This is a genomic window from Streptomyces sp. GS7 (assembly GCF_009834125.1).
In the GTDB taxonomy this organism is placed as follows: Bacteria; Actinomycetota; Actinomycetes; order Streptomycetales; family Streptomycetaceae; genus Streptomyces.
On sequence record NZ_CP047146.1, the window covers coordinates 3,700,852 to 3,726,032 of the forward strand.

The 25,181-nt window shown below is 72.8% G+C and carries 23 protein-coding genes; 14 read left to right on the top strand and 9 right to left on the bottom strand.

The features are described 5' to 3' along the window. Positions 1-163: 163 nt before the first annotated feature. The 4 genes from GR130_RS16215 to GR130_RS16230 all read left to right on the top strand — a co-directional run bounded on the left by GR130_RS16215 (position 164) and on the right by GR130_RS16230 (position 5,209). Positions 164-838 (top strand): CBS domain-containing protein, encoded by a 675-nt coding sequence (locus tag GR130_RS16215; RefSeq protein ID WP_159505399.1) that lies wholly within the window; start codon positions 164-166, stop codon positions 836-838. A 98-nt stretch (positions 839-936) separates the two neighbouring features. Further along, a complete protein-coding gene (locus GR130_RS16220) occupies positions 937-3,636 on the top strand; it encodes a bifunctional acetate--CoA ligase family protein/GNAT family N-acetyltransferase (protein WP_159505400.1) in 2,700 nt (899 codons plus the stop codon). A gap of 42 nt (positions 3,637-3,678) precedes the next feature. After that, on the top strand, positions 3,679-4,326 hold the full coding sequence (locus GR130_RS16225; RefSeq protein ID WP_159505401.1) for a CBS domain-containing protein: 648 nt from the start codon (positions 3,679-3,681) through the stop codon (positions 4,324-4,326). 202 nt (positions 4,327-4,528) lie between these two features. After that, a complete protein-coding gene (locus tag GR130_RS16230; protein ID WP_159505402.1) occupies positions 4,529-5,209 on the top strand; it encodes an HdeD family acid-resistance protein in 681 nt (226 codons plus the stop codon). Between the two features lie 185 nt (positions 5,210-5,394). On the opposite strand, the gene GR130_RS16235 is transcribed toward GR130_RS16230, so the two are convergent. After that, positions 5,395-6,246 carry a universal stress protein gene (locus GR130_RS16235; protein WP_159505403.1) on the bottom strand — a complete coding sequence of 284 codons (852 nt, stop codon included), beginning with the start codon at positions 6,244-6,246 and terminating at the stop codon, positions 5,395-5,397. 478 nt (positions 6,247-6,724) lie between these two features. Here GR130_RS16235 and GR130_RS16240 point away from each other — a divergent pair, with 478 nt between their 5' ends. After that, on the top strand, positions 6,725-7,186 hold the full coding sequence (locus GR130_RS16240) for a cyclic nucleotide-binding domain-containing protein (protein ID WP_159505404.1): 462 nt from the start codon (positions 6,725-6,727) through the stop codon (positions 7,184-7,186). 89 nt (positions 7,187-7,275) lie between these two features. On the opposite strand, the gene GR130_RS16245 is transcribed toward GR130_RS16240, so the two are convergent. The 3 genes from GR130_RS16245 to GR130_RS16255 are packed head-to-tail and all read right to left on the bottom strand — an operon-like array spanning position 7,276 to position 9,624. Beyond that, positions 7,276-7,998 carry a helix-turn-helix domain-containing protein gene (locus GR130_RS16245; protein WP_159505405.1) on the bottom strand — a complete coding sequence of 241 codons (723 nt, stop codon included), beginning with the start codon at positions 7,996-7,998 and terminating at the stop codon, positions 7,276-7,278. Between the two features lie 52 nt (positions 7,999-8,050). Next, the gene (locus tag GR130_RS16250) at positions 8,051-8,920 is read right to left on the bottom strand and encodes a universal stress protein (RefSeq protein ID WP_159505406.1); all 870 of its coding nucleotides are present in this window, start codon (positions 8,918-8,920) and stop codon (positions 8,051-8,053) included. Beyond that, positions 8,917-9,624 (bottom strand): CBS domain-containing protein, encoded by a 708-nt coding sequence (locus GR130_RS16255; RefSeq protein WP_159505407.1) that lies wholly within the window; start codon positions 9,622-9,624, stop codon positions 8,917-8,919. The genes GR130_RS16250 and GR130_RS16255 overlap by 4 nt, the downstream gene beginning before the upstream one ends. A 594-nt stretch (positions 9,625-10,218) precedes the next feature. Here GR130_RS16255 and GR130_RS16260 point away from each other — a divergent pair. The 4 genes from GR130_RS16260 to GR130_RS16275 all read left to right on the top strand — a co-directional run bounded on the left by GR130_RS16260 (position 10,219) and on the right by GR130_RS16275 (position 13,366). Next, on the top strand, positions 10,219-10,938 hold the full coding sequence (locus tag GR130_RS16260) for a response regulator transcription factor (RefSeq protein WP_159510016.1): 720 nt from the start codon (positions 10,219-10,221) through the stop codon (positions 10,936-10,938). After that, positions 10,935-12,431, top strand: coding sequence for a sensor histidine kinase (locus GR130_RS16265; RefSeq protein WP_159505408.1), 1,497 nt, complete (start codon positions 10,935-10,937; stop codon positions 12,429-12,431). The genes GR130_RS16260 and GR130_RS16265 overlap by 4 nt, the downstream gene beginning before the upstream one ends. 240 nt (positions 12,432-12,671) lie before the next feature. Further along, positions 12,672-13,118, top strand: a complete 447-nt coding sequence (locus GR130_RS16270; RefSeq protein ID WP_159505409.1) for a hypothetical protein — start codon at positions 12,672-12,674, stop codon at positions 13,116-13,118. Further along, positions 13,115-13,366 (top strand): hypothetical protein, encoded by a 252-nt coding sequence (locus tag GR130_RS16275; RefSeq protein ID WP_159505410.1) that lies wholly within the window; start codon positions 13,115-13,117, stop codon positions 13,364-13,366. Before GR130_RS16270 ends, GR130_RS16275 begins: the two co-directional genes overlap by 4 nt. Before the next feature lie 174 nt (positions 13,367-13,540). Here GR130_RS16275 and GR130_RS16280 read toward each other — a convergent pair whose 3' ends face one another. The 3 genes from GR130_RS16280 to GR130_RS16290 form a co-directional block, all read right to left on the bottom strand. After that, positions 13,541-16,531: an AfsR/SARP family transcriptional regulator gene (locus tag GR130_RS16280; RefSeq protein ID WP_159505411.1), complete on the bottom strand. Its 2,991-nt coding sequence runs from the start codon at positions 16,529-16,531 to the stop codon at positions 13,541-13,543. Between the two features lie 338 nt (positions 16,532-16,869). Beyond that, positions 16,870-17,235, bottom strand: coding sequence for a peptidase inhibitor family I36 protein (locus GR130_RS16285; RefSeq protein ID WP_159505412.1), 366 nt, complete (start codon positions 17,233-17,235; stop codon positions 16,870-16,872). A 427-nt stretch (positions 17,236-17,662) separates the two neighbouring features. Beyond that, positions 17,663-18,736 carry a YncE family protein gene (locus GR130_RS16290; protein ID WP_159505413.1) on the bottom strand — a complete coding sequence of 358 codons (1,074 nt, stop codon included), beginning with the start codon at positions 18,734-18,736 and terminating at the stop codon, positions 17,663-17,665. 1,242 nt (positions 18,737-19,978) lie between these two features. Here GR130_RS16290 and GR130_RS16300 point away from each other — a divergent pair. Then, the gene (locus GR130_RS16300; RefSeq protein ID WP_236573057.1) at positions 19,979-20,761 is read left to right on the top strand and encodes a DsbA family protein; all 783 of its coding nucleotides are present in this window, start codon (positions 19,979-19,981) and stop codon (positions 20,759-20,761) included. 311 nt (positions 20,762-21,072) lie between these two features. After that, positions 21,073-21,228 (top strand): DUF6131 family protein, encoded by a 156-nt coding sequence (locus GR130_RS16305; RefSeq protein ID WP_236573973.1) that lies wholly within the window; start codon positions 21,073-21,075, stop codon positions 21,226-21,228. A gap of 160 nt (positions 21,229-21,388) precedes the next feature. Here GR130_RS16305 and GR130_RS16310 read toward each other — a convergent pair whose 3' ends face one another. Beyond that, a complete protein-coding gene (locus GR130_RS16310) occupies positions 21,389-21,931 on the bottom strand; it encodes a HEAT repeat domain-containing protein (RefSeq protein WP_159505416.1) in 543 nt (180 codons plus the stop codon). Positions 21,932-22,322: 391 nt separating this feature from the next. On the opposite strand from GR130_RS16310, the gene GR130_RS16315 reads away from it, so the two are divergent. After that, positions 22,323-22,793 carry a hypothetical protein gene (locus GR130_RS16315; RefSeq protein ID WP_159505417.1) on the top strand — a complete coding sequence of 157 codons (471 nt, stop codon included), beginning with the start codon at positions 22,323-22,325 and terminating at the stop codon, positions 22,791-22,793. A gap of 35 nt (positions 22,794-22,828) precedes the next feature. Here the strand turns inward: GR130_RS16315 and GR130_RS16320 are convergent, their stop codons facing one another. Next, positions 22,829-23,455 (bottom strand): TetR/AcrR family transcriptional regulator, encoded by a 627-nt coding sequence (locus GR130_RS16320; protein ID WP_159505418.1) that lies wholly within the window; start codon positions 23,453-23,455, stop codon positions 22,829-22,831. Positions 23,456-23,570: 115 nt separating this feature from the next. On the opposite strand from GR130_RS16320, the gene GR130_RS16325 reads away from it, so the two are divergent. Further along, complete coding sequence (locus GR130_RS16325; RefSeq protein WP_159505419.1) at positions 23,571-24,290, top strand: YqeB family protein; 720 nt, start codon at positions 23,571-23,573, stop codon at positions 24,288-24,290. A 451-nt stretch (positions 24,291-24,741) separates the two neighbouring features. Continuing rightward, positions 24,742-24,933, top strand: a complete 192-nt coding sequence (locus GR130_RS16330; protein WP_159505420.1) for a hypothetical protein — start codon at positions 24,742-24,744, stop codon at positions 24,931-24,933. Positions 24,934-25,181 lie beyond the last annotated feature (248 nt).

Genomic DNA, 25,181 nt, shown 5'->3' on the forward strand with positions numbered 1-25,181 from the left:
CGGTTCGGAGGAGAGGCTGCCGGGCCTGTGGGTGGTCCGGTCGCACCGACGGGGCCGGGCGGCGGGAGGTGGGGCCGGACGGCCCCTGCACGGTGCGGGGGGACGACAGCACTCTGAAGGTGTCGCGGCTCCGAGGCGAGAGCGGCCGGAGGGAGGAGGCGTCATGGCACACGGCCCGCACACTGTCAGCGACGTGATGACCCAGACGGTGGTCGCCGTCGGTCAGGAGGCCCGCTTCAAGGAGATCGTCGAGACCATGGAGCAGTGGCAGGTCAGTGCCCTGCCGGTGCTCGCGGGGGAGGGACGGGTGATCGGCGTGGTGTCGGAAGCCGACCTGCTGCCCAAGGAGGAGTTCCGGGACGCGGCACCGGACCGGATGGAGCAGCGGCAGCGGCTCGAAGACCTGCGCAAGGCCGGCGGCCTGACGGCCGGTGAGCTGATGAGCACCCCGGCGCTGACGGTGCGCGCGGACGAGACCATCGCCCAGGCGGCACGCACGATGGCGCGCAAGTCGGTCAAGCGGCTGCCCGTCGTCGACGCCCACGGGTTGCTGCAGGGCATCGTCAGCCGCGCTGACCTGCTGAAGGTCTTCCTGCGCTCCGACGAGGACCTGGCGGCGGAGGTGCGCACGGAGATCGTCGACCGGCTGTTCCCCGGTGCACCGACGACTGTCGAGGTGACCGTCGAGGACGGCGTGGTGGCACTGCACGGCCCGCTCCCCGACAGTGCCCTGCTGCCAGTCCTGTCCCGCCTGGTGCGGGCGGTCGAGGGCGTGGTGGACGTGACGTTCGACGTCCGCACGGCTCCGACGACGGAGAAGCGCACGGTGGCCGGCTGAGGGGAGGAAGCGGGTGCGTGTTCCGCCGGGTGGATGGTGGAACGTGCGGCGCCCGTCGGTCGCGGAGGCAGGACGATGCCCGAAAAGGACAGGGTGGGATGACGGAAACGACGTTCGCTCGCAACGAGGTGTGCGCACTGCTCGCCGACGGGAGTACGGTCCGGCTGCGTCCCGCGTGCCCGGAGGACCGCGCGCAGGTGCTGCGCTTCTACGGCGAGATGTCGGCGGACAGCCTGCGCCGCCGGTTCTTCGTGGTGAGCCGCCGCTCCGGTGAACGGGCGGCCGACCGGCTCTGCGTGCCCGACACCCCCGGACACCGCACTTTGGCCGCCTTCCAGGGCGACCGGCTGGTCGGTGTCGCCGAGTACGAGACCGGCGACGCCCCGACCACCGCCGATATCGCCCTGGCGGTCGCCGACGACTGCCACCGTCGCGGCGTGGGCACCCTGCTGCTGGAGCACCTCGTGCACACCGCCCGCGAGAACGGCGTCACCGCCTTCACCGCCGACCTGCTCGCGGACAACCACCCCATCCACCGCGTCCTGGCCGATCTCGGGCTGCGCGTCACCCGGCGGTACGAGGGCACCACGGTGCACGGTGTCATCCGCCTCGAACCCGACGAGAGGTATCTGTCCGCCGTGGATCTGCGGGGGCGCACCGCCGACACCGCGAGCCTGCGCCCGTTGCTGCGGCCCCGCTCGGTCGCGGTCGTCGGAGCCGGGACCCGACCCGGGTCGGTGGGGCGGGCGGTCCTGCGCAACCTGCGCGGCGGCCACTTCCGCGGGCTCCTCCACGCGGTCAACCCGCATGCCCACGCGGTCCTGCACGTCCCCGCGTTCTCGTCCGTCGGCGACCTGCCGGCGCCGCCCGACCTCGCCGTCATCGCCGTACCGGCGGCGGGCGTCCCCGGCGTCGCGGCGCAGTGCGGCCGGGCCGGGGTGAAGACGCTGGTGGTGGTGACCGCCGGCCTGGACGCGGACCGGACCGCGGAGTTGACGGCGGCCTGCCGCCGCTGGGGCATGCGGATGGTCGGACCCAACTGCCTGGGCATCGCCAACACGGAACCGGGCGTCCGGCTCGACGCGACCTTCGCCGTCGGCCGGCCGCTGCCCGGCACCGCCGGTGTCGCCGTGCAGTCCGGGGGCGTCGGCATCGCGCTCCTCGACGGGCTCTCCCGCCTCGGCATCGGCGTCTCCAGCTTCGTCTCGCTCGGTGACAAGCGCGATGTCAGCGGCAACGACCTCCTCCAGTGGTGGGAGTGCGACGAGCGCACCGAACTGGCCCTGCTGCATCTGGAGTCGTTCGGGAACCCCCGGGCCTTCTCCCGTACGGCCCGGCGCGTCACCCGGCGCATGCCGGTGCTCACCGTCGACGCCGGACGGTCGGCGGCCGGCCGCCGGGCCGCCGCCTCGTACACCGCCGCCGCGCCCACGCCCACCACGACCCGTAGGGCGCTGTTCACCCAGGCCGGTATCACCGCCGCCCACACCCTCGGGGAACTCCTGGACACCGCGGCGCTACTGCACTCCCAGCCGCTGCCCGCGGGCGAGCGGGTCGCCGTGATCTCCAACGCCGGTGGGGCCGGCGTCCTGGCCGCGGACGCCTGCGCGGACGCGGAACTCCACGTCCCCCAACTGCCCCCGGCCCTGCGGGCGGAGCTGCTCGCCGAGCTTCCGGCCGGCGCCGGTGCCGGCAACCCGGTCGACAGCACGCCGGCGGTCACCGCGCCCGCACTGAGCGCGTGCGTGGACCGGATCGCGGCCTCCGGAGCGGTGGACGCGATCCTGGTCGCCCTGGTGCCGACCGCCCTGACCGGCGCGGTGGGCAGCGACCTGGTCACCGCGCTGACGTCCTCGCGACACCCCGCCCACGCGCACTGCCCGGTCGTCGCGGTCCTGCTCGACCAGCCCGAACGGGTCCGGCTGCTCCGTACGGCCGGCGGACCGGCGGTCCCCGCGTACGGCGAGCCGCAGTCCGCGGCGCGGGCCCTGAAACATGCCGCGGAGCGCGCCCGTTGGCTGGCCAGGCCGCAGGGAAGCCCCGTGGAGCCGGCTGGCATCGATTCCGCTCAAGCCCGTGCGCTGGTCGCGGAGTTCCTCACCCGGGATCCCGCCGGCGGTTGGCTGGACGCGCGGCAGGCCGCCCGGCTCCTGGACTGCTACGGCATCCCCCGGCTCCCGCAGGCGTACGTCACCACCGAGCACGAGGCGGCCGAGGCCGCCGCGCGCCTTGCGGACCGTTCCGGAGCGGTGGCCCTCAAGGCACAGGGTCCCGGCCTGGTCCACCGCACAGAGCGGGGCGGCGTACTCCTCGACCTCCACGGCGAGCGCGCCGTACGGACCGCCTACCGCGATCTGGCGGCCCGGCTCGGCACGGCGATGGCCGGGGCGCTGGTCCAGCCGATGGCGGGGCGGGGGACGGAACTGCTGGCCGGGGTGGTCCAGGACGAGGTCTTCGGCGCGCTGGTCGTCTTCGGCCTCGGCGGCACCACCAGCGAGCTGCCGGCCGACCACGCCGCGCGACTCGCCCCGCTCACCGACACGGATGTCCACGAACTGCTCACCGCGCCCCGCTGCGCGCCGCTGCTGTTCGGCTACCGAGGCGCCGCACCGGCGGATCTCCGCTCTCTCAAGGACCTCCTGGCGCGACTGTCCCGGATGGCCGACGACCTTCCGGAACTCGCCGAGGCCGAGTGCAACCCGGTCGTCGTCCGGCCGGACGGCAGCACCGTCGTGGGCAGCCGGGTCCGGCTGCTGCCGCGCCGGGCGGCCGATCCCTATCTGCGCCGGCTTCCGTGAGGCCGGAAGCGGACGGAACCCACGAGCGGAGGAAGGGCCGAGATGAAGCACCGACGTGTCGGGGCCGTCATGAGCGGGGACGTCGTCCGCGCGCGCGGCGGGACGCCGGCCGGTGAACTGGCGCGGTGGATGGCGGAGTTCGGCATCAACGGCGTGCCCGTGGTGGACGCCGACGACCGGGTGATCGGGATGGTCTCGGCGACGGACCTGGACCGTGCGCGGCGTGCGGCCGACGGCTACCGGGGCCGATCGGCGCGGGACCTGATGTCAGCCCCGGCCCATACCGTCCGGGCCGACGACTCGGTCGTCCGGGCGGCCCGGCTGATGTCCGCGCACCGCGTCGAGCGGCTCCCCGTCGTGGACGAGGAGGCCCGCCTCGTCGGCATGCTCACCCGGCGCGACGTGCTCGGGCTCTTCGCCCGCTCCGACGACGAGATCCGCGACGAGGTCATCGACGAGATCGTGGTGCGGACGATGTGGCTGAACCCGGGGAGCATCGACGTCGTCGTCCGCGACGGGACGGTGACACTCGGCGGGTGCCTGGACAGCAGTGGCCAGGCCGACGTGCTGGTGCGGATGGTGCGGCAGGTCGACGGCGTCGTCGCGGTGGTCGGCCGGCTCACCCATCGTCGAGAGGAGGCGTACCCGGGGCCGGATGCGGCTGTGGACCGGGGCGGCCCGGGGCCCTGACCACCGGGGCGGGGTACGGCCACGGACGGTGGTGCCGATCACGGCCGGCGCTTCCGGCCACGTGCCGAGGGAGATCACGAGAAGGACGGCCCGAAGGAGGCCAAGGGGGAGACAGCGCCCATCGCGAGCAGGACTGGGACGAATGGGTGACGATGGAAGTGTCCTGATTCGACCGTGCTGTTCCATGAAAGAGGTGGGCGGCATGCCCTTCCCCTCCGAATCCGCTGGCAACGTCCCGCCACGTGAAACCCGGCCCGAGGGAGCCTCCCCTGGGGGCGAAGCCCTGGGCGCCCTGGCGAACCTCGGCTGGCAGGCCCTGGTCACCGTCGGCCTGGCAGCGATCGCACTGGGTGTGGTCGTCCTGTCGTGGCCGGGGGAAACGCTGCGTGTCGTCGGCGTGGCCTTCGGCGTCTACCTGCTGGTCAGCGGTGTCTTCCAGCTGGCCGCGGCCTTCGGCGCACACGTTCCCGGGCATCTGCGGGCACTGCACTTCATCACGGGTGCGCTCTTCATGCTGCTCGGGCTCGTCAGTTTCCGGGGCACTTTCCAGTCGATCCTGCTGCTCGCCCTGTGGATCGGCTTCGGCTGGCTGCTGCGCGGCGTCATGATGACGGCCGCCGCGGGTTCGTCCCCCGGTATGCCCGCGCGTGGTTGGCAGATGTTCCTGGGAATCATCACGATGCTCGCAGGCATCGTGCTGATCGTCGCGCCGTTCGGCTCGATCGCCGTGCTCACCCTGGTAACGGGCATCATGGCCATCGTGCTGGGCATGGTGGAGGTGTTCCACGCGTTCCAGCTGCGTGTCGACGCCGGCCGCCTCACCAAGGGCACCGCCCCCAAGCAGCGGCGGTCCCTGTTCCACATGCCTCACCCGCAGCACTGACCGCCCGCTCCGGGCAGATCACGAAGGGCCGGACTCGCGCAGGCGCGACGAGCCGGCCCCTGCGTGACGGGTCGGCCCGCGCGGGGTGACGTCCGCGCGCCGCCGCCGCACGGCGGTGTGCGCTGTCAACCGGGCGAGCCGGTCTCGCCGTACGGCCTGCGGGACGGGCAGGTCCAGGAGCACGATCACACGCGCGGGACCACCGCCACCGGGCAGCGGGAGTGGTGCAGCAGGGCGAGTACGGCCGGGCCGAGGGGCATGGGAGCGCGTTGCGGCCGGCGTCCGACGACCAGCAGTCCGGCCCGTGAGCAGGCTCCCAACAGCACGGGCACGGCCCTGCCGTCGGTGACTTCCTCGATCACCCGCACGTCGGGGAACTTCTCCCGCCAAAGAGCCAGGCTCGCGGAGAGCAATTCCTCGTCGCCGCTCGCCGTGGGGGCCGTCGCGTCCGGCGAGGTGGCGGGGGCGCCGCGGGGGGTGTCGGGCGGCCGGGCCCGTACGGCGCGCAGCTCCGCGTGATGGGCCGCGGCGGTGGTGAACGCGTAGTCCAGCACGGCGTCGCCTTCGGCACCCAACTCCTGCACGCCGACGACGACTTCGGGGCCGGGGCCGATGGACTGCTCCTCCTCGCGGACCGTGACCACGGGGCACTGCGCGCGCCCGAGCACCCGCAGGCTCACCGAGCCCAGGAGGAATCCGGAGATCGTGTCGTGCCCGCGCGATCCGAGCACCAGGAGGGTGGTCGCCTCGCTGCGTTCCGCCAGCGCGTCCGCCGCATCCTCGGAGACCTGCTCGGCCGTCACCGCGATTCCCGGATGCACCTGGCGGACCAGGGCTTCGGCCCGGCTGAGCACCTCGGCTCCGTACCGGCGTTTTTCGGCTTCATCCCAGGTGGGGGAGGCCGGCCAGGGTTGAGAGACCCAGGAATGCAGGAGGTGAAGAGGGAGGTTCCGTACCGCCGCCTCCTCGGCGCCCCAGCGCACCGCGGGCACACTGTTCCCGGTTCCGTCCAGTCCTACGAGGACCGAGCCGCCCATGTCACACCTCGTAGTGGAGTCCGACGATCTTCCGGCCCCGGCGGGTGGCGCCGGCGGTCGGGCTCCGGACCACGCGCTGATCGCCGGCGTGTGCCGTCATGGCCGGCGCCGCGTCCGGACGCACCGGCGCCTTGTGCCGAACGTGCCACAGGGGCCGCCGTGCGCGATAGGGGCGAGCCGCCCGGAGAGAAGGCCGTCCGGCCCATGGGGCGGGACCGAACGGAACTCGTGTGCGGCGCCCGCGCGCGGTTCACTGAAAGCGACAGGGAGGACGGCAGACGCGGAGGAGCGGAGCGAGACCGCGCACCGCGCCATCAGGACCCGCGAGAAGTGGGTGGTCCTCCTTGCCGTCGGATGCCGGCCCGCCTCTCCGGGCGGGCCCGTTCATGGCCCGCAGGCAGGCGAACGGACGCCGCATCCCGACGACTTGGGCCGCGGCGCTCCTGACGCGGCACGGCCGGTATCCAGGAGAGCCGCCATGACCACCACCCCGTTGCTGCAACATCTCCCGCCCAACGGAAGGGACCGACTCCTGGCGTTCGCCCACGAGGTGTCCTTTGCCGAAGGCACCCGCATCTTCGAGGAGGGCGGTGCCGCCGACCGCTTCTGGATCATCCGCACCGGCTCGGTCAATCTCGACATCCGGATGCCGACCCGACGGCCGGCGGTCGTCGACGTCCTCGGCCCGGGCGACCTGCTGGGCTGGTCGTGGCTGGTGCCGCCGTACCGCTGGCGAATGGGGGCGGAGGCGTTCACGCTCGTGCGGGCCCACGAATTCAACGCGACCCGGGTACGCGCGCTGTGCGAGGCGGACCCGGTCCTGGGGCTGGTGGTGACCCGCCGGGTCCTCGACGTCGTCGCCCGCCGGCTCCTGGCCACCCGGCGCCGTCTGGTCGATCTCGGCGCCGTGAGCGCGAGCACCCCGCCGACACCGGCGTGAACGATCCCGCCGGCGGCGGCGTGCGGCCTCGACCGGGCACCCGGTCCGCACGCCGATCGCTGCTCGTGGCCTGGGACATGACGGGCCGTTCACGCGTCCGCTTCGGTGCTCCCGGTCGGGGGTGTCGGCGCCCCGGGAACGCGGATGCGGCGCCCGCTGAGGCGGGTCGGCCGGATGGCGATCCACTGGTACCGGCCGCCGCCTACCCAGGGGGCGGTGTACGCCTGCTCTTCGAACCTGCGGGACTCGTAGAAGCCGGTGACGACTTCGGCGGGCCCGACGGCCAGGACGCTCCATCCCTGGCTGAAGGCGTCGTCGATGTGGTCCACCTCCAGCGCGGCCTCGTGGCCGGCTGCTGTGGCCGGGCCGGAGTCCGCGTGGGTGCGGTAGGCGATCACGTCGTCGACGACGGTGTAGTTGACGGGGAAGACGGCGGGGGTGTCGCCGATGGTGACGGCCACTCTGCCGATGCCGTGCGTGGAGAGCAGTTCGCGGCATTCGGCGGGGCCGAGCACCAGCACCTCGGGGTGCGCCGCGGCCTTGCCGAGGCCCTCCGGGAGGTCGGCGGTTCCGCCTGTGAGGTCTGCGACGGTGGTGTCGAGGGCGTGGGCGAGGCGCAGCAGGAACCCGATGTCCGGTTCGGCGGTGTGCTCCTCGACGTACTGCACATACCCCGGTGAGGCGGCGGCCCGGGTCGCGACCTCCTCGCGGGTCAGCCCCAGTTGCTGCCGGCGCAGTGCGGCGCGCCGGCCCAGATCGCTGCCGGGCCGACCCGGCGCGGCGCCGGGTCCGGGTGCCTGGTCGGTCGTCATCGCGCACACATCCTTTCGCTGAGCGATATGGCCCCGTCCGTGCGGAGGGGTGTCAGTCGTGCGGCACGATCGCGACGGGGCAGGGGGCGTGGTGGACGGCCGCATGGACGACGTGGCCGATGCGGGGGACCGCGTGGCCGATGTGCCGGCGGCCGACGATCAGCAGCTGCGCTCCCGCGGCGCCGTGCAGGAGGGCGGGTGCCGGGCTTTCCATCACTATCTGTTCCTCGACCCGCACGTCCCGGAACTTCTCCCGCCAGGGGCGCAGCGCCTCGGACAGCTCGTCGCGTGCCTGCCGTTCCGCTTCCTGCGCGGTGGCGCGTTCAACGCCGCCGTCCCGGTCGTAGTCGTAGGCGAACGGGGGGAGGTTTCTGCCGTGTACGGCGCGGAGCGGGACGGCTCGGTGGGCGGCGGTCTCGAAGGCGAAGGTCAGTAGCCCCTCGCATGGCGCGTGCAGGCTGACGCCGACCGCGACGCTGTCGCCGTCCTCGGTCGCGGGGCCGTCCTGCGGGGCCCGCACCAGGACGAGGGGGACCGCGAGGCGTGGTACGAGGTCGAGGCCGGTTGCCCCCAGTGCGAAGCGCGCCGCGGGGCCCAGCCCTCGCGACCCCAGGACCAGCAGGTCCGCCCGCTCGGCCGCCTCGGCCAGGGCGTCCAGGGGCGGCGCGCGCACCGAACCGGCGTCGACCGGCAGCCCGGGCTCCGCCGCCTCGACCGCGGACCTGGCCTCGTCGAGGATGCGGTCCGGCCAGTGTGGCAGCTCCGTGCGCCACGGCACCCCACGGTGCCGTTCCGCGAGAGGTTGCCAGGCGGTCAGGAGGTGCAGCCGGGCCTGTCGCAGCCGTGCCTCGTGCGCCGCCCACCGCGCGGCCGCCAGGGCCTGGGGCGTACCGTCCACACCGACGGTGACGAGATTCTTCACGAGGGCGACCGGCTTTCCGCTGCTTGTCCTTGGTCTGTCCCGCCCGACGTGTCGCCGGTGGCCGGTGCCTGCTTCAGGTCCTCGGACACCGACACCACGCCGTCGATGCTCGCGCACATCCGTACCAGCACGGGGATGAGCAGCGGATCCGTCACCGTGCCGTGCAGGGCGACCTGTCCCCGATTGACCTCGGCGGTCATGCCCGCGGCACCCAGGCGTGCCGTGCGTCCGATGACCTCGCGGGTGATCTCCTCGCGGATCGCGTCGTCCTTGCGCAGGAAGACGCGCAGCAGGTCGCCGCGGCTGACGATGCCCAGCAGGATGTCCGTCTCGTCGACCACGGGGAGCCGTTTGACCTGCTGTACCTCCATCAGTCGTGCCGCCTCGACCACCGTCCAGTCGGGATGGGCGCACACCGCCGGTGCGGACATCAGCTCACCGGCGGTGCGGCCCTCCGCCCGCGCCCGCTCCCAGGCCTCCAGGTGCGGCAGCGGGGTCCTGCCGGACAGATCGGACCGGTCGGCGGCCTTGCGCAGCAGATCGGCCTCCGAGACGACGCCGGCCGGCCTGCCGAGGCTGTCGAGCACCGGTACGGCGCTCACCGCGTTGTCGGCGAGGGTCTGCGCGATCTCCTTGAACGGAGTGTCGAGGCGCACGCTCACGACCTTGCGGGTCATCAGCTCACCTATCGTGCGGTGCTCCATCTCCGGCTCCTTCCGCCGCGGCGGCCGGTGGTGCGGCCATACCTCAAGCGTGGCCGGGGCGGTGCACGTTCCGGCATGAGCCGGTCGGCCCCACCCCCCAGCCGGCCGTCCCTGGCAGGCCGACCGGTCCGGTCCGGGGCTCGCCGGCGGGGTCCTGATCACGTCGTGGGGGGGCGGGGGACGGGCACGGCCAACCGGTTGCCGGCCCCCGTGGGCGTCATGCGGACAGCGAGAAACAGCTCTCCTCCTTCTGGCTGGAAGGGCGCCGCAGGACCGTGTGCGGCTCGTACAAGGACGCCCGGAGATCGTCGAGTTGCTCGGGCAGCGGCAGCAGCCCGCCCGCTTGACGGTGCCCCGGGTGCCGAGCCCGTGGACCCGTATCCGGCTTGTATGGCGTCCACGTCACCATGGCGTCCGCCACCGCGCCGGTGCCGGACGGTCCCTCCCCGGGCTGCCCGGGACGCCGGCTCCGGACGCCGGGCGCTCCGGATGCCGCAGCGCGCCGAAAGGTGACGCGGCGCGACGGCCCGGGCTCGGGTAACAGGGTGCTGGTGCATGATTTCGGTCTTCGTGGAAGGGCCAGGTGAGGTGGGCATGGGTGTGACGGGCGGCTGTGGGCGGGTGCTGCTGGTGGACGACGACGCCGCGATCCGGCGGTCGCTGGGGCGCGGGCTGCGGTTGAACGGCTTCACCGTCGACCTGGCGGACGGGGGGCGCACCGCCCTGGCCAAGGTGGCGGACACGGAGCCGGACGTCGTGGTGCTGGACGTCTCGATGCCCGATCTCGACGGCATCGCGGTCTGCCGGCACTTCCGGACGGACGGAAACGACATACCGGTCCTGATGCTGTCCGCCCTGGACGAAGTGGCCGACCGGGTGGCCGGCCTCCAGGCCGGGGGAGACGACTACCTCGTCAAGCCCTTCGCCCTGGACGAACTGGTGCTGCGACTGCACGCGCTGCTGCGCCGACGCCCGGCGGCCGCCACCGACGCGGTACGGGTCGGCGGGCTGGTGATCGACGCGGCGGCGCGCACCGCCCGTCTCGACGGCCGGCCCGTGGAGCTGACCCGGCGGGAATTCGAACTGCTCGACGTACTTGGCCGCAATGCCGGACTTGTCCTGAGCCGTGACCAGTTGCTGGACCGGGTGTGGGGCTACGACTTCGAGGTCCGCACCGACGCGGTCGACACCTTCGTCAGCTATCTGCGCCGCAAGCTGGAAGCCGGCGGACGGCCCAGGATCGTGCACACGGTGCGCGGCGTCGGCTTCGTCCTGCGCGACGACCACAGCACCGAGGGGGAGCGCCGCGCATGAGACTCTCCACCCGTATCGCGATCGTGGTCGGGGCTGTGGTGCCCCTGCTGGTGGCAGCCTCGGGCTGGGTGCTGGTGGGCCTGGTCGGCAGGGATCTGCTGGCACAGGCCGATCAGCGGCTCGACGCACGGGCCCGCAGCGTCGCGACGGCGGCGCGCGGCGTGCTGCTCGCCGAGTCCCGGGGCCGGCCGCGGGGCGAGCACGCGCACCGGCGCAAGCTGGCCACCGCGGCGTTGGACATCGGCATCCGCCTGATCGGCCCGGCCGGCACCGCCACGGTCACGGACGGCCCGCAGCCCGGCCCGGCCGTCCACCTGCCGGCCCGTGCCGCACACCCGGTCACGGTCGGAGGGCCCGGAAAGACCTGGCGCGCCCTGAGCGTGGCGGTGACCACCGGGCAGCCCGGGGTACACGGGACGCTCTGGATGTTCTCCCCGGAGGCCGCGAGCCAGGCGCAGATCCAGCTCGTACGCAACCGGGTGCTCACCGTCGCGCTGCTCGCCGCGCCCGCCTCGGCGGCCACCGCCTGGCTGCTGGCGGCCGGCGCGGCCCGGCCGCTGCGGCGCCTCCAGCAGCGCACCAGCGGCCTCGACCCGCGCACCAGCTCCGCCCGCCTGGAGCACACCCCGACCCGGATCACCGAGGTCGACGAACTCGCGCACACCCTCCAGACGTTCCTCGCGCGCTACGACGAACAGGCCGCCCGCACCGCCGAGGCGCTGGCCACGGCCCGTTCGTTCTCCGCCGCCGCCTCCCACGAACTGCGCACGCCGCTGACGAGCATGCAGACCAACCTGGACATCCTCGACTCGTTCCAGGACCTCGACCCCGCCGACCGTGCCGAGACCGTCGACGAACTGCGCCGCGGGCACGCCCGGTTGCTGGGGCTGCTGGTGATGCTGCGGGCGCTGGCCCAAGGAGACCTGGTCGAGGCGGACGCGTTCGCGCCCGTCGACCTGGCCGACCTCGCCGACGCCGCCGTCTCCGACCTGCGCCGCACCCATCCCGGTGCCGAGGTGACCCTCGACAGCGCGCCGGGCCTGACCGTGCACGGATGGCAGCCGGGGCTGCGCTCGCTGCTGGACAACCTGCTCGCCAACTCCCTGGCGCACGGCCGCTCCGCGGACGGCCGGGCCCGGATCGCCGTGGGGCTGCGGGCGGCCGAGGACGACGGCGCCCCGGCGGCCGTGCTCACCGTGGACGACCGGGGACCCGGGGTGGTCGCGGACCAACGGGAGGCGATCTTCCGGCGTTTCCACCGCCGCTCCGACAGCCCGGGGTCGGGCCTGGGCCTGACGCTGGTCGCCCAGCAGGCCGATCTGCACCGGGCCCGGCTGCGCGTCCTGGACGGCCCCGGGGGACACGGCGCGCGCTTCGAGGTCACCTTCCCCCTCGCGCGCCCCGACGGGCGCGGCGCCCCGGTGCCGCGGCACCGGTCCTGGCTGTCGGACACCGCCTCCCAGGGACACGAGATCCCCGCCGCACGCCGCTGACCCACCCGAGCCGGCACAGCAGCGGGTCCCGCGCACTCACAAAGAAACCACAAGAACCGTTCCTACCTTCGCGGTTACGCAGTCCGCCGCGGGAAACCGCAGGACGGGTGGCGGGCGGTGCCCGGCCGCGCGGTCCGGACCGTGCCCCACCGGCACGGTGCACCGGGCGCCGCGATTGCGGCCCGGCACCGCAGGCAGTGCAGCAGTTCAGACATGCAGTACAGAGATGGGAGACACCTCATGCAGCGTCGCACGGCGACGACGGCCGCGGCTCTCGCGGGCATCGTCCTCACCACGGCGGCAGTAGCGGCACCCTCCTACGCGGCGGAGAGCAAGAGCCCGACCACGTCCGTCTCCGCGGCCCGGCACGCCAAGGGCCCCCGGAGCGACGGGGCGAAGGGCCTGTGCGTCCGCGTGCCCCGGCTGGAGAAGCGCATCGAGAAGCGGATCAAGCGCATCGAGGGCCCGGTCGGCACGCCCGGCTCCATCAAGTACCTGGAGCAGCGCATCGACCTCGCCCAGAAGGCCAACCACGCGGCCGTCGCCAAGTTCCTCGGCGACCGGCTGACCGCCCGCAAGGGGTTCCTGGCGACCCTCAAGAAGGAGCAGACCGACCTGAAGGGCGTCGCCACCTGGTGTGCGGCGAACAAGCTCGGCGAGAAGCACCCGGCGGGCGCCACGTCATGAACCGCCGACGACGGGTGTCCGTCCTGCTGACGGCCGCGCTCGCGGTGCCGCTGCTGGCCACCACCGCGTGCTCGTCCTCCGCCACGCCCGGCACGGCGGCACCCTCCGCGAGCAGCGGTTCCGCCGCGAGCGGCGATTCCTCCGCCGCGCCGGACCAGCTCGCGCAGATGCAGAAGAAGGCCGACGACGCCCAGCGCGCCGTCGACGCGGCGGACGCCAACGGCAACGCCGACAACTCCGGGAACTGACACCGGACTCCGTACGCCTCCGCCGGGCCGCAGCACGCCCGGCGGAGGCGTCCGCGCCTGCCGGCCCCCCCCCGCCACCAGCGGAGTCATTGCCCTGTCATCGCGATGTCAACGGCCGTGGCTAGCGGCCCGGTCGACGATGTGGCGGCCGGACCGCCGCGGCCTCCCGCCCGGTCAGCGACCACCGGCGTTCGACTGCCGGTGGAGGTGCAGTTCGCCGAGGGCGCGGGAGATCTGCGCGCGGGGGATCTCGGCGTCGGGGAGGGCCACGGCCCGCTCGAAGAAGTCCCGTGCGCCGGCGAGGTCCTCCGCCGGGACGTCGCCCCACACCAGCCGCCGGTGGATCATCTCGCGTTCGGTGACGGTCCGCTCGCTCAGCACCGCGAGCACCCGGCGGCGGAGTTCGGCGGCGGCGTCCCCATGGCCCAGGCACGTTTCGGCGGCGCTCAACCGTCCGAGGACGGCCGCGTACAGGGGGATGTCCCGCAGACGCCGGGCCAGTTCCCCGGCCTTCCCCAGCGTGTCGGCGGCGTCCCGGGGCCGGCCGAGATCCAGTTGCAGACACCCGAGGCGGAGCAGCGTCCTCCCGGACTGCCGGGGGCTGCCGACCTTCTCGGCAAGCACGATCGCCTCCGTGTAGCACTCGTACGCCCGGTCGTGCTCGCCGAGCTGGTGGTGCATTTCGCCGACCGTGCAGGTGACCACGCTCGTGAGCCAGTCGTCGTCCAACTTCACGGCCAGCTCCGCCACTTCCCGGAAGTGGACCATCGAGTCCGCGATCTGCCCCGCCAGGTTGGCGAACATCCCGAGAGCCCCCGCGGCTCTGGCCTGCTCATGCAGGTCACCGGCCCGGCGGCTGATCCGGAGGGCCTCCGTCAGCCAGGTCCGGGCCTGTTCGTGACGGCCCTGGAAGCCGTACATCACGCCCATGCACGTCCGCAGTTCGGAGACCATCCGCCGGTCGGTGGCCCGCTCGACCAGCGGCAGCAGCATCTCCAGGGTCGTACGGCACTCGTGGAAGCGGCCCTGCCGGGTCAGGTAGTCGACCAGGCCCTCGGTGATCCAGCAGGCATCGTCCAGGTTGCCCACGTCCACCGCGTGCCCGACCACGTCGACCAGCTCACCGCCCGCCGCATCCAGCCAGTTCGTCGCCTCCTCCCAGTCGGCGAACGGCGCGGCCCCCGGCTCCGGACCGGTCGGAAAGGCGGAGGGGCCCCAGTCGCTCGCACGGCGGGCGGCGGCCACATACAGCCGGAACACGCCGTCCCGGGCCGCCGCGACCTCCGCGGGGTACCCGGCCGCGACACGCCGCGCGTAGACCGCCACCAGGTCGTGCAACCGGTAGCGATCGGCGGCCACCTGCTGGACGAGGCTCGCGTCGACCAGGCTCTCCAGGGCGTGCTCGGCATCCGCCGGCGCCCAGTCGAGCATGGCCGCAAGTGTCAGCCGGTCGAGTTCCACGGTGGGCGACAGACCCACGGCGCGGAACGCGCGCTGCTCGGCGGCCGGCAACTGGTCGTAGGACAGCTGGAACGCGGCCTCCACGCTCCGGTCCGCCACCGACAGCTCGCCGAGCCGGCACTCGTCGTCGGCCAGCCGGACCGCCAGGGACTCCAGCGCCCACGAGGGGCGGTTCTGCAGCCGTGCCCCGGCGATGCGCAGCGCCAGCGGCAGCCGATCGCACAGACCGGCGAGCCGGCGTATCGCATCCCGCTCGCGGTCCGACCCCGAGTCGCCCACGATGCGGCTCAGCAGCCCCGCCGCCTCGTCGACGGCCAGCGGCGTCAGCGAGATCCTGCGGTCCGCGTCCAGCCCGGTCAGCCGCTGACGACTCGTCACCAGCAGCATGGTGCCCGTACCTGCGGGCAGCAGCGGACGCACCTGCTCCGCCCCGGAGGCGTCATCGAGAACCAGCAGCAGCCGCAGCGCGGCGGTCGCCGCCCGCCACGACGCGGCCAACTCGTCGAGGTCGTCGGAATCCTCCCCCTCATCGGCGCCGACCACCCGCAGCAGGCGGCGCAACACGCGTTGCGGCCCGGTGGCCCCGCGATCCTCGCGATGCCCGTGCAGATCGACGAACAGGCAGCCGTCCGGGTACCGCTCCCGCACCGTACGCGCCGCATGCACCACCAGCGCCGTCTTGCCGACCCCGGCCATGCCGTCCACCGCGCGGACCGTCACACCGCGCGCGTCGGCCGGTGCCGCAAGGAGTGCGAGTTCCCGGACCCGCCCGGTGAAGTCCCCCGCGCCGACCGGCAGTTCATTGCGCACCCGGCGCTTCTGTCCCGGCGGTGCCTGCGGCGACGGCTCCGCAAGGCGGTGCTCGTGCCGTACGGGTCCGCCGAGCAGAGACGCGTCGTCGCCCCGCAGCACCGCCTCGTGCACCCGTCGCAGTTCGGCACCCGGCTCCGCCCCCTGGTCCCGCACCAGGCGGCGGCGCACCTTGGCGAACACGGCCAGCGCGTCGGCCCGCCGATCGCTCCCGTAGAGGGCACGCATCAGCAGGGCGGTCAGCGCCTCGTGGTACGGGTGCGTCTCCGTCAGGGCGAACAGTTCACCGACCGCCGCCACCGACCGGCCCAGCCGGAGTTCGCAGTCCAGCTTGTCCTGCACCAGCGCGAGCCGGCGCTCCGCCAGCCGCAGCCGTTCCCCCTCGGCGAACGGCCCGGGAACTCCGGCCAGCGGCTCGCCCCGGAACAGCTCCAGCGCCCGGGACCACGCACCCGCCGCGGCGTCCAGCTCGCCGCGGCCCTGCGCCGCCTTCGCCTCGGCGGCCATCGCCTCCATGTGCGCCACGTCCACCCACACATTCCGCGGGACGAAGCGATAACCCCCGCGGTCGGTGACGATCACGGCATCCGACACCGCATCCGACACCGCGTCCGACGAGCCGCCCCCCGGACCGGCCAGACATCTGCGCACGCGGTGCACATAGACCGGAATCACCTTGGCGCCGGTGCCCGGCTGCTCCGCACCCCAGACGCCGTCGAGGAGCTGCTGCCTGCTGACCGTCACACCCGGCCGCAGCAACAACGCGGTCAGCAGCGCCTGTTGACGCACCGGACCGAGTTCCAGCAGTGCCTCACCGCGCCATCCCTGAAGCGGCCCCAGTACCGCCAGGCGGAGCCGCCGTAAACCCGTCGATACCGCCCCCGTGGAAGACACGCAGGGAGTATAGGGCGCTGCCGACGGCCGTTTGGTGCGTCTCCACGAGGCTGCACAAGGTGTGCGTCAGGTGAAGCTCTCGCTCACGTTCCCCCCTCAAGGGCGCGCGGCACGGAGCGCCAACCTCCCATCTTCAGCGGCGAGTTGGAGGAAAGTGGCCGATGCCCCGCTCGACACGCCGAGCCGGTCCGGGCAGGCACTGATCCGGTGCCTGGAGGACGGCGGGGCCGGGATGGCCGGCCCCCGGGCGCCGCCGGCCAGGCGGTGTCCGCTCCCTCGCGGCCGGTGCACCACGGTGGCCTGCCCGCCTCCGCAAGGCCCGTTGCGCACGGCGTCGTTCACTGCCAGCTGGAGATGTCGACGGACCGTGCGGAGCCGCCCGGCTCCAGTGCGCCGACGCGTACCGAGCAGTTCGATCGTGAGAAGAAGGTCAGGGAGTCGGAGCCGTGGTTGTAGACCGATCGCGCGGGCTGGACCGGCGTGGCCTGGCAGTCGTGTTGCGCACTCTGCGCGGCCCTCATCTCCCCGCCGAAGTCGGGCTCCGGCCAGAAGCAGACGGAACCCTGCGGACAGGCGGTCGCGGCACGGGCCGGGGCGTCCGGCACCGCGCCGGTCCGGGCCTGCGCGGGGGCGGTGGTGGCCAGAGCGAGGGCCGCCGCGGCGGCCAGGGAACCGATTGCCGCGGTGACATGGTGGATGCGCATGGGATCTCCCCCCTGACAGTCGAACATGACGCCTGGGTCGCCTACCGGGGCATGCGCCAGACATACGGGCCGTCCCGGCCGGATCGCCTGTCCGCCGAGGACATACCTGACCAGACCAGGCCCTGGGGCGAGTCTGCTGCACCAGCCGCGGGCAACGTACGGCGTTCGTGGCACCGTCACGCTTCCGGGCAGCGTTGTGCGAGTGTCCGGCCGCCTGGAGCGAACTGTCGTTCGGACTGTGCGAGGCGCCGTGGTGGACGGACGGACCCGTACGCCCGTCGGTCGATGTGTGCTCACACCGGAGGCATCGGTGCGGTCGTGTCGCCTTCCGCGGCTGCCTGGAGTCCCGGGCCGATGGCAACCCCCCATAGCCGACCCACTGTCACGAGGCGGGACCAGGCCGCGGCGCGCGGGAATCCCGGCACGCTCAGCGCGGCGTGATGGCGATGCCTTCGGGTTCGTGTCCCGTCGGCAGGGTGGCGCGGACCCGCTGGGTGAAGGGGTCGATGACCGATACGGTGTCGGACTGCTCGTTCGTCACCCACACCCGTCGGCCGTCGGGGGTGACGGCGACACCCTGCGGATCGACGCCGACGGGGACGTGGCCGATGACGCGGCGGGCGGGGATGTCGATGATCAGCAGGCAGTTCCGGGCCGAGTCGGCGACGTAGAGGCGGCGGCCGTCCGGGCTGACGGCATTGCCCAGCGGTGCCTGGCCCCCGGGCAGGGTGGCCACCACGGACTCGGTGTCGGTGTCGATGACCGACACGGTGCCGGAACCGGTGTTGGAGACGTACACCCGGCGGCCGGAGGGCGGCGAACTGATCCCGCTGGGGAAGTCTCCCACCCGGATGTCCCGGGTGGCACGCAGGCCCCTGCCGAGCACGGTCACCGAGCCACCGCCGTTGTCGGTCACGTAGGCACGCCCGTCCGGGACCGTGGTGATGCTGTGCGGCAGCGGCCCCACCGGCAGGGTGGCGACCACCTGGCGAGCCCGGACGCTGATGATCGAGACGGCGTCCGAGCCGAAGTCGGCCACCAGCACATAGCGGCCGTCGCGGGTCGGCATCGCCGCGAAGGGCCGGCGCCGCACCCGCACCATGGCCGTGGTCAGCCGGGGACCGGTGGCGATGAAGGAAGCCGAGTCGGTACGGCCGTTGGCGACGTAGACCGCTTCACCGTCCGGAGCCGCTCCCACGCCGGTCGGGCCGTGGCCCACTTGGACGTTGCCGACCCTGCGCTCTAAACGGGTGTCGAAAACCGAGACGGTCGCCGAGCCGCTGTTGGCGACGTAGGCGCTGACGCGCACGGGATAGCGCGCCACGTGCCGGGTCGCGGGGGCCGGCGGTGCGCCGGCCGCGACCAGTACGCACGGCAGCAGCAGGGCGCCGGCCGAGCCCCAGCAGAGGCGGCGACCGTGGCGGGACAGGAGCGGTGCGCTCCGACGTTTTTGGCCCGGTGCGCTACCGAGCGGCGCGCTGGCCAGGGGAGAACGCTGCATGGCACTCCTGGATCAGTAGTGATCATTACGGGTCCACAAGATCAGGCATCTCGGGATCGCGCAGGGGTGCCACCGGCCAGCCAGCCCTCGTCCGTGACCCGGGCGAGTGAACCACTCCCGGCGCCGGATACGGCCGGTGCCGTTGCGGCGGGCCGCCCGCCGCAACGGCGCAGTGCCGTTCCGCCGTCCGGGTGCCGGAGCGGCGTCGCCGCCTGGCTGTCGCGTCGACGACTGTCCCGTCGGACGGGCCCTGGGAGGCGACCGCCGGGGGAGGCCGAGGAAGCGCTCGGCGTTGCCGTCGGTGATCAGCCGCCGGCCGATGTCGTCCAGGAACTCGCTCCTGCGGACCACCGCGCCGGCCGGGCGCTCGCCCAGCGGAGACGGGGAGCCGCTGCCGACCATCAGCCGGTCCGCCTCCAGCGTGTCGACCAGCGGTGGCAGCGCCCGCTCGCCGAAGACGACCGAGTCGACGGAGAACCGGCCGAGGTAGCGCGAGGGCGGATACCGCGAGGGCGGATACCGCGAGGTGCCGACGACGTCACAAACGAGAAGTCCGGGGCGCGGTACAGCCGTTGCGGTAGAGCGCTGCGATGGTTGCTCACGCGAGGCGAAAGCGACCGGAGAATTGTCGATGAGGAGCCAACTAACCTTCCTCGCCTGTGACTTCGCCTACGGCTTCCGTGACTCTGCTGCTCCACTTCACCTCGCTGACTCGCACAGGCGGAAGTCCCGGGCGCGATCCCGATCCTCTTGAGCGAAGGTGCGGGCCGGTCCGGTGATCTCCGCGGCGCGGTTCCGTGTGAGCGCCCGCGGCGTGTAGACCTCGCGAGCGAGGTACTCGATCACCTTCCGCGACCGTGTCGGTGGCATCGGCGACGAAATATCCGCACTTCTCCCTTGATGGGAATCAATTGTCGTCGTTCGATGAAGATCCATTTCCGCGCGATACGCGGGGAATTGTCGCGATATGGAGTGCTCTCGCAGTCACCGGCGGCCCCCTCGCCCCGGGCTCTGTCAACGATATGTGTGGAGCGCCGCGCCCCAGGCGGTCGGTTCACAGGTTTACAGCTCTACACTCGACCCGGTACGGAGCAGGCGGCCCCCGGAGCGGGTGCGCCGAAGCGGGATCGGTCGACGCTGTCGCACCCTGTCGGAGGGGTGGCGGCAGGAACGTGCGCTGCCGCAGGAAATTTGGACATAACCGGCTAACCGGTAATTGGCGAAAGGGTGCGCATGGCTGCGTTGGCGAAGGACAAGGCGCGCAAGGAAGAGTCTCCTGAACAGGCGTCGCGCAGCAGCCAGGGCAAGTGGCGTAACTATGTGGTGATAGCGGGTGGCATCGCCGTCGTGTACGGAGCCGCGGCCCTCCTGGGGCACAGCGTGCGCGCGTCCAGGCCGACCACCGTGGAAGCCCCGACGAGCGCCGTGGCGTCCGGAGCGGGCACGACGAAGCTGGCGCTTCCGGTGAAGCCCACCATTCCCGTCACGCTCACCATCTTCGAAGACCCGCGCAATCCGCACTCGCGGGACTTCGCCCAGCGCTTCGCTCCCACGCTCGACCAGCTGCTGGCATCCGGGCAGGTCCAGATCAACTACCGTCTGGTCACGCAGAGCGACAAGCGGTACGGCGGCAGCGGGGCGTCCGAAGCCGCGGCCGCCGCGGCCTGCGCCCAGGACCAGGGGCGGCTCACCGCGTACATGGACCAGATCTGGAAGAACCAGCCGGCCCCGACGAACGACGCACTCAAGAACCGCAAACTGCTCATCGCGCTGGCCAAGAAGGCCGGAAAGATCAACCACGACGACTTCTCGCTGTGTGTCGATCGAACCGAGCGCATGGGGTGGGTGAAGGAGTCGCAGGCCGACTACGCGGCCGCGGGCTTGGGCGAGCTTCCCGTCGTGCAGATCAACGACCGCACGATTCCGGGTGGCGCCGCCGCCCTGACGCCGAGCAAGCTGACCAGCCTGGTGAACAAAGAGGTGCAGAAGGTCATGGCCTCCGTCCCTGCCACTCCGCAGGGTTGAGTAACGCATAGCCGCTAGCCGCTAGCCGCATAGCCGAACGGCCGGACGCTGGGCCGTTCGTCGAGCAGGGGTCGCCGTGACGCGGGATGACGTACGCGGTGGCCGCTGCTCTCCGGAAGTCGGCGGGCGGGCCGAGGGTGGGGTACGGGGGACCGGCCCGATCGTCTGGATTCCGTGGCGGGCCGTTGCGCGCGCCGCCCCGGGCCCGCCGCATCGTGAGATAATTCTGGAGAAGCCGTCCGTTCGGCGGCATGTCTTCACGGACGGAAATGACCGGTCAGAGGTCAGCCTGTAGTCGGCAGGTGAAATCCATGATCATTCTTGGTGTTCTTCTCCTCGTCATCGGCTTCGTCACGGGAATCGCCGTGCTCTGGACCATCGGCGTGGTGTTGCTGGTCGTCGGGGCGGTTCTGTGGCTTCTGGGGGCTGCGGGGCGCGCCGTCGGCGGTCGCCGTCACTACTGGTAGTGCAGCGCACACCCTGCGGTGAGAGGAAGTCCGGGACAGGCCGGGGGCGTCGTGGCGGCCGGGCGGCAGCACATCGCACTCCGCGCCCGGCCGGCCCACTGGGAGGGTGCCGGCAGACGGACACCCACCCGCCCCTCCCGGCCCACGGTGCCCGTGCTCGCTACCCGAGCGCGCGGGGGACGGTCCGCTCGTAGATGGTCCCGCCGGGGAGGTACCAGCCCGCCTTCTTGCGGACGGCGGGACTCGGGTCCTGCGCGTGGGACGTCCGCAAGGCGGCGAGGGCATCGGTGTCGGTATGGGCGAACTTGCCGGCCAACTCGACTGCCATCGCCCGGACATGCGCATCGGGGTCGGCGGAGAGGTGCCGTAGTGCAGGGGCGAGGACCCGGTCCGCGCCCGGGGCGCAGGTGTCGCCCTTGCAGCGGTCGCAGGCCAGTGCGTGGAACGCGGCGATCCTGACCCGGGGGTCGGGATCATCGGCCATGGCGATGAGTTGGTCCATGGAATCGGTGTCGACCAGGTGGTCGAGAAGACGGCAGCAGCCCTCGCGGACGGCTGGATCCTCGTCGTGCAGGCCGGCGCGTACGGCGTCCAGGGCGCCCGCACCGCGCCGCAGCAGCCCACGGTAGGCCGCCGCTGCGCGGTGCGGGTCGCCCAAGCACGAGACGAGGGCTTCGTTGTCGGTACTGACGAATCCCAGCATGGCCTCAGACTCGCGCCGGGCAGTGGCGTTCGGCAACGGATTTTCGCGGGGCCCGTACCGGTCCGGGTGCCGTTCGCCGGCGGGTGCCGTCCGCGGCCGTGGTGACCCGCCGAGCCCGCCGACTCCCTTACGGCGCGGCGGTGTTGGGGCGGGAGCCCCGCTCGGCTTCCTGCCCGTTCCGACCCCGGGCTCCTACGTCGCGGTGGTCGGCGTCCCGAGCACCGAGCACCACGCGCTCACCGCGGACCTCGCCCGGTGGTGGAACAGACGGGCGAGGGTGGGCGAGGGCGGGTGAGGCGCGGGACGTTTCGGCTGCTCATGACATCTGTCATGCGGGACCGGTGGACATCGTCACTGACGCTGTCTCAGTCGGCTTCGTAGAGTCGGGGACATGAACAACAGCGCGAAGACCGTGCAGGACGCCAACGGCACGACCTCCCTCCGGACCACCGCGGCGCCCTCGCCCCGTCCCCGTACGAAGTGGAGCCTGTCCCTGCTCGGCGGGCTCAAGCAGCAGGGTGCCTTTGCCGCGCGGGAGCGTACCGTGCATGTCGCCGCGGTCGGCGGGGCCAAGCTCGACCACTCCGACGCCGAACTCCCGGCAGCGCGGACCCGTTTGATCAAGGCGTCCCTGGTCGGCGGCGCCGACCTCACCTACCCCGACGGCGCGTCCGCCGAGGTCGACGCGTTCTCCGTGTTCGGCGGCGTCGACCTCAAGGTCCCGGAGGGCACCGCGGTCGAGGTCGGGGGCTTCTCGCTCATCGGAGGCCGGCACCCCGGCGTCGCCGGTGATTCCGAGGGGCCGGTGGTGAAGGTGCGCGCGTACTCCCTGATCGGCGGCGTCAAGGTCCGCCGGCACTGACGGGCACGCGTGGTTCCGTGTGGCGGCGCGGCTGCTCAGCGCTCCGGATCCGCGCCGGCCCCGGGCCGCAGGAAGCGGCGCAGCATCAGGCGCAGCATGGGCAGTTGGGCGGCCGGGCTGAAGGACGGATCGGTGGCGGCGCTGGTGTGGAGGGCGGCGATGAGCGCCAGCACCCACGCCGCGGTGTCGTCCGGGTCGAGGGACGGGTCGGTCCGTCCTGCCGCGGCGGTCTTCCGCAGCAGCGTGGCGATGGCCGCCCGCTCCTCTTCGTCGTCTCGGCTCAGCAGCGCCGCGAGTTCCGGGTCGCGGCAAGCCTGGACCATGGCCTCCACGACGAGGGCAGGGGTGAGCGGCTCCAGGGCGGGGGCCGCGAGCAGGTCCACGGTGTCGAGGAGGGCGGTCCACGGGTCGTCGGCGGCGAGGGCGGCGGCGAGCCGCTCGGCCTTGGTGGCGCCGTCGTGCTCCTCGTCCTCGAAGACGGCGTGGAAGATGGCCCGTTTGTTGGGGAAGTAGTGGAAGAGGTTGCCCGCGCTCATGCCGGCGGTCCTGCAGATCTCTGCCGTGGTGGTGCGCTCGAAGCCTTTGGCGGCGAAGAGTTCGGCCGCGACGTCGACGATGTGTCGGCGTCGGGCCCGGTGTTTGGCCGGGTCGACCGTCCGCATCGTGGCCTCCTTCTGGTCGGTTGCGGTCTCTCCGCTGTCGGTCGCGAATAGTAGACCGAGTGCCCGGTCTAATATTGCGGGGGACGGTAGGACGAGGGGGCACCCGGACATGGGCATGGGTAAGAGGGACCAGCGGGACCCGGCGGCGGACGGGCCCACGGTGCTCGGCCGGGCGATGTGGAGCACGGTCTGCAGCTACCTCGTCCTCGCCGTGGTGGGGGCGGGCGCCGGCTGGCTCGTCGGCGTCCTGGCCGGCTGGCTGGTGACCCTGCCCTGGGCGCCGATGCAGGGGCCGGCCCGGCTGCTGACGTCGATCCCCGAGCCCTGGCTGCCCGTCGTGGGTACGGTGGCCGGGCTGGTGCTGGGACTCGTCGCCCAGCACGAGGAGTTGGTGATCCGGCTGACGGCCGACCGGGTCACGCTCACCCGGAAGGGCCGGGAGCGGGAGTTCTCACGCGACGCCGTCGCCACGTCCTTCCGGGACGGCGGGGAACTCGTCCTGCTGGGCCACGACGGCGGCGAACTCGCCCGGCAGGAATGCGATATGGACGTCCGCCGACTCGCCGACGCCTTCACCGAGTACGGCTATGTGTGGGTGGACGCCGATCCGCACCGGGACGACTTCCGCCGCTGGGTCCCGGCGGCTCCCGGACTTCCGGAGGGCGCCAACGCCCTTCTCACGGCCCGTCAGGAAGTGCTGAAGAAGAAGGGCCCTTCGGGCGACGACGTCCGCGAACTCCGTGACGAGCTGGCCCGTCTCGGCGTCGTCGTGAAGGACGTGAGGCGACGCCAGTACTGGCGGACGATCCGGGGTGCGGGTCCGGCCGCGGACTGAGCACGCCGGCGGGGAAGTTGACGTCGCACGCCACGTCAACCCTGATCCGGGGGTTCCGTGGAAACCCGCCCCGTCGGTGTGAACTTCGCGTGCAGTGCGCCCGATGGGGGCCGCGCGTCCCAAGACTGGCGCCATGTCCTCACCTTCCCTGCCTTCCCCACCTTCCCTCGCGGCCCGGCTGTCCCGGCGCGCCGCCCTGGGCGCGTCCACCGTGGCAACTCCGCTCACGACCGCACCGACCATGACGCCCGCGGTGGCCGCTGCCCTGGATGGCACTGCCCCACCCCCACCTGCGGCCGGTCCGTGATCGTCGCCCCTTCCGCGGGCACCGCCCGGCACGGGCCCCTGCACGAGTCCCGAGACAGTGGCCTGCCACGTCCGTCGGGATACCGCGCGGCGGCGGGAGGAGGCACGTGAAGTCCGCATGTGCTACCAGGATTTGATCGGTGACATGGACCGCACGCGGTGCGAGATGCGTGTCGAGGGGCGGAGCCCGGAGGAGAGCGCCCGGCGCCTGGCGCGGATGCGCAATGACGCCAAGGAGATCGCCCGCACCAGCAAGGCCGTCGACGACGGACTCGGGCTGGAGTTCCACCCCTTTCCCCGCGAGATGCCTCACGCGATGTCGCCGCGGGCTGCCTGACCCCGGGACGACGGGCAACGAGCGGGCGGCCGGCAGCAGCCGGCCGCCCGTCTCGTCGGCGAAGTCCCGTCCCGGGGGGGGGAAACAGCGAGCCGGGGCGCGCCCCGGCTACTCGGCTCGCCAGGCCCGCCCGACCGGTCGGCGTCTGCGACCGAGCGCCGTCGGAGCCGTGGCCCGCCCGCCGTACCCCGCCCCTCGTACAGTGATGTCACTGGCCAATAGTGTGTGACACACACTATGGTGTCACG

Coding starts and splice junctions, on each gene's coding strand:
- GR130_RS16215 (WP_159505399.1), top strand. CDS start 164: ATGGCACACGGCCCGCACACTGTCAGCGACGTGATGACCCAGACGGTG.
- GR130_RS16220 (WP_159505400.1), top strand. CDS start 937: ATGACGGAAACGACGTTCGCTCGCAACGAGGTGTGCGCACTGCTCGCC.
- GR130_RS16225 (WP_159505401.1), top strand. CDS start 3,679: ATGAAGCACCGACGTGTCGGGGCCGTCATGAGCGGGGACGTCGTCCGC.
- GR130_RS16230 (WP_159505402.1), top strand. CDS start 4,529: ATGCCCTTCCCCTCCGAATCCGCTGGCAACGTCCCGCCACGTGAAACC.
- GR130_RS16235 (WP_159505403.1), bottom strand. CDS start 6,246: ATGGGCGGCTCGGTCCTCGTAGGACTGGACGGAACCGGGAACAGTGTG.
- GR130_RS16240 (WP_159505404.1), top strand. CDS start 6,725: ATGACCACCACCCCGTTGCTGCAACATCTCCCGCCCAACGGAAGGGAC.
- GR130_RS16245 (WP_159505405.1), bottom strand. CDS start 7,998: ATGACGACCGACCAGGCACCCGGACCCGGCGCCGCGCCGGGTCGGCCC.
- GR130_RS16255 (WP_159505407.1), bottom strand. CDS start 9,624: ATGGAGCACCGCACGATAGGTGAGCTGATGACCCGCAAGGTCGTGAGC.
- GR130_RS16260 (WP_159510016.1), top strand. CDS start 10,219: ATGGGTGTGACGGGCGGCTGTGGGCGGGTGCTGCTGGTGGACGACGAC.
- GR130_RS16265 (WP_159505408.1), top strand. CDS start 10,935: ATGAGACTCTCCACCCGTATCGCGATCGTGGTCGGGGCTGTGGTGCCC.
- GR130_RS16270 (WP_159505409.1), top strand. CDS start 12,672: ATGCAGCGTCGCACGGCGACGACGGCCGCGGCTCTCGCGGGCATCGTC.
- GR130_RS16275 (WP_159505410.1), top strand. CDS start 13,115: ATGAACCGCCGACGACGGGTGTCCGTCCTGCTGACGGCCGCGCTCGCG.
- GR130_RS16285 (WP_159505412.1), bottom strand. CDS start 17,235: ATGCGCATCCACCATGTCACCGCGGCAATCGGTTCCCTGGCCGCCGCG.
- GR130_RS16290 (WP_159505413.1), bottom strand. CDS start 18,736: ATGCAGCGTTCTCCCCTGGCCAGCGCGCCGCTCGGTAGCGCACCGGGC.
- GR130_RS16305 (WP_236573973.1), top strand. CDS start 21,073: ATGATCATTCTTGGTGTTCTTCTCCTCGTCATCGGCTTCGTCACGGGA.
- GR130_RS16310 (WP_159505416.1), bottom strand. CDS start 21,931: ATGCTGGGATTCGTCAGTACCGACAACGAAGCCCTCGTCTCGTGCTTG.
- GR130_RS16315 (WP_159505417.1), top strand. CDS start 22,323: ATGAACAACAGCGCGAAGACCGTGCAGGACGCCAACGGCACGACCTCC.
- GR130_RS16320 (WP_159505418.1), bottom strand. CDS start 23,455: ATGCGGACGGTCGACCCGGCCAAACACCGGGCCCGACGCCGACACATC.
- GR130_RS16325 (WP_159505419.1), top strand. CDS start 23,571: ATGGGTAAGAGGGACCAGCGGGACCCGGCGGCGGACGGGCCCACGGTG.
- GR130_RS16330 (WP_159505420.1), top strand. CDS start 24,742: ATGGACCGCACGCGGTGCGAGATGCGTGTCGAGGGGCGGAGCCCGGAG.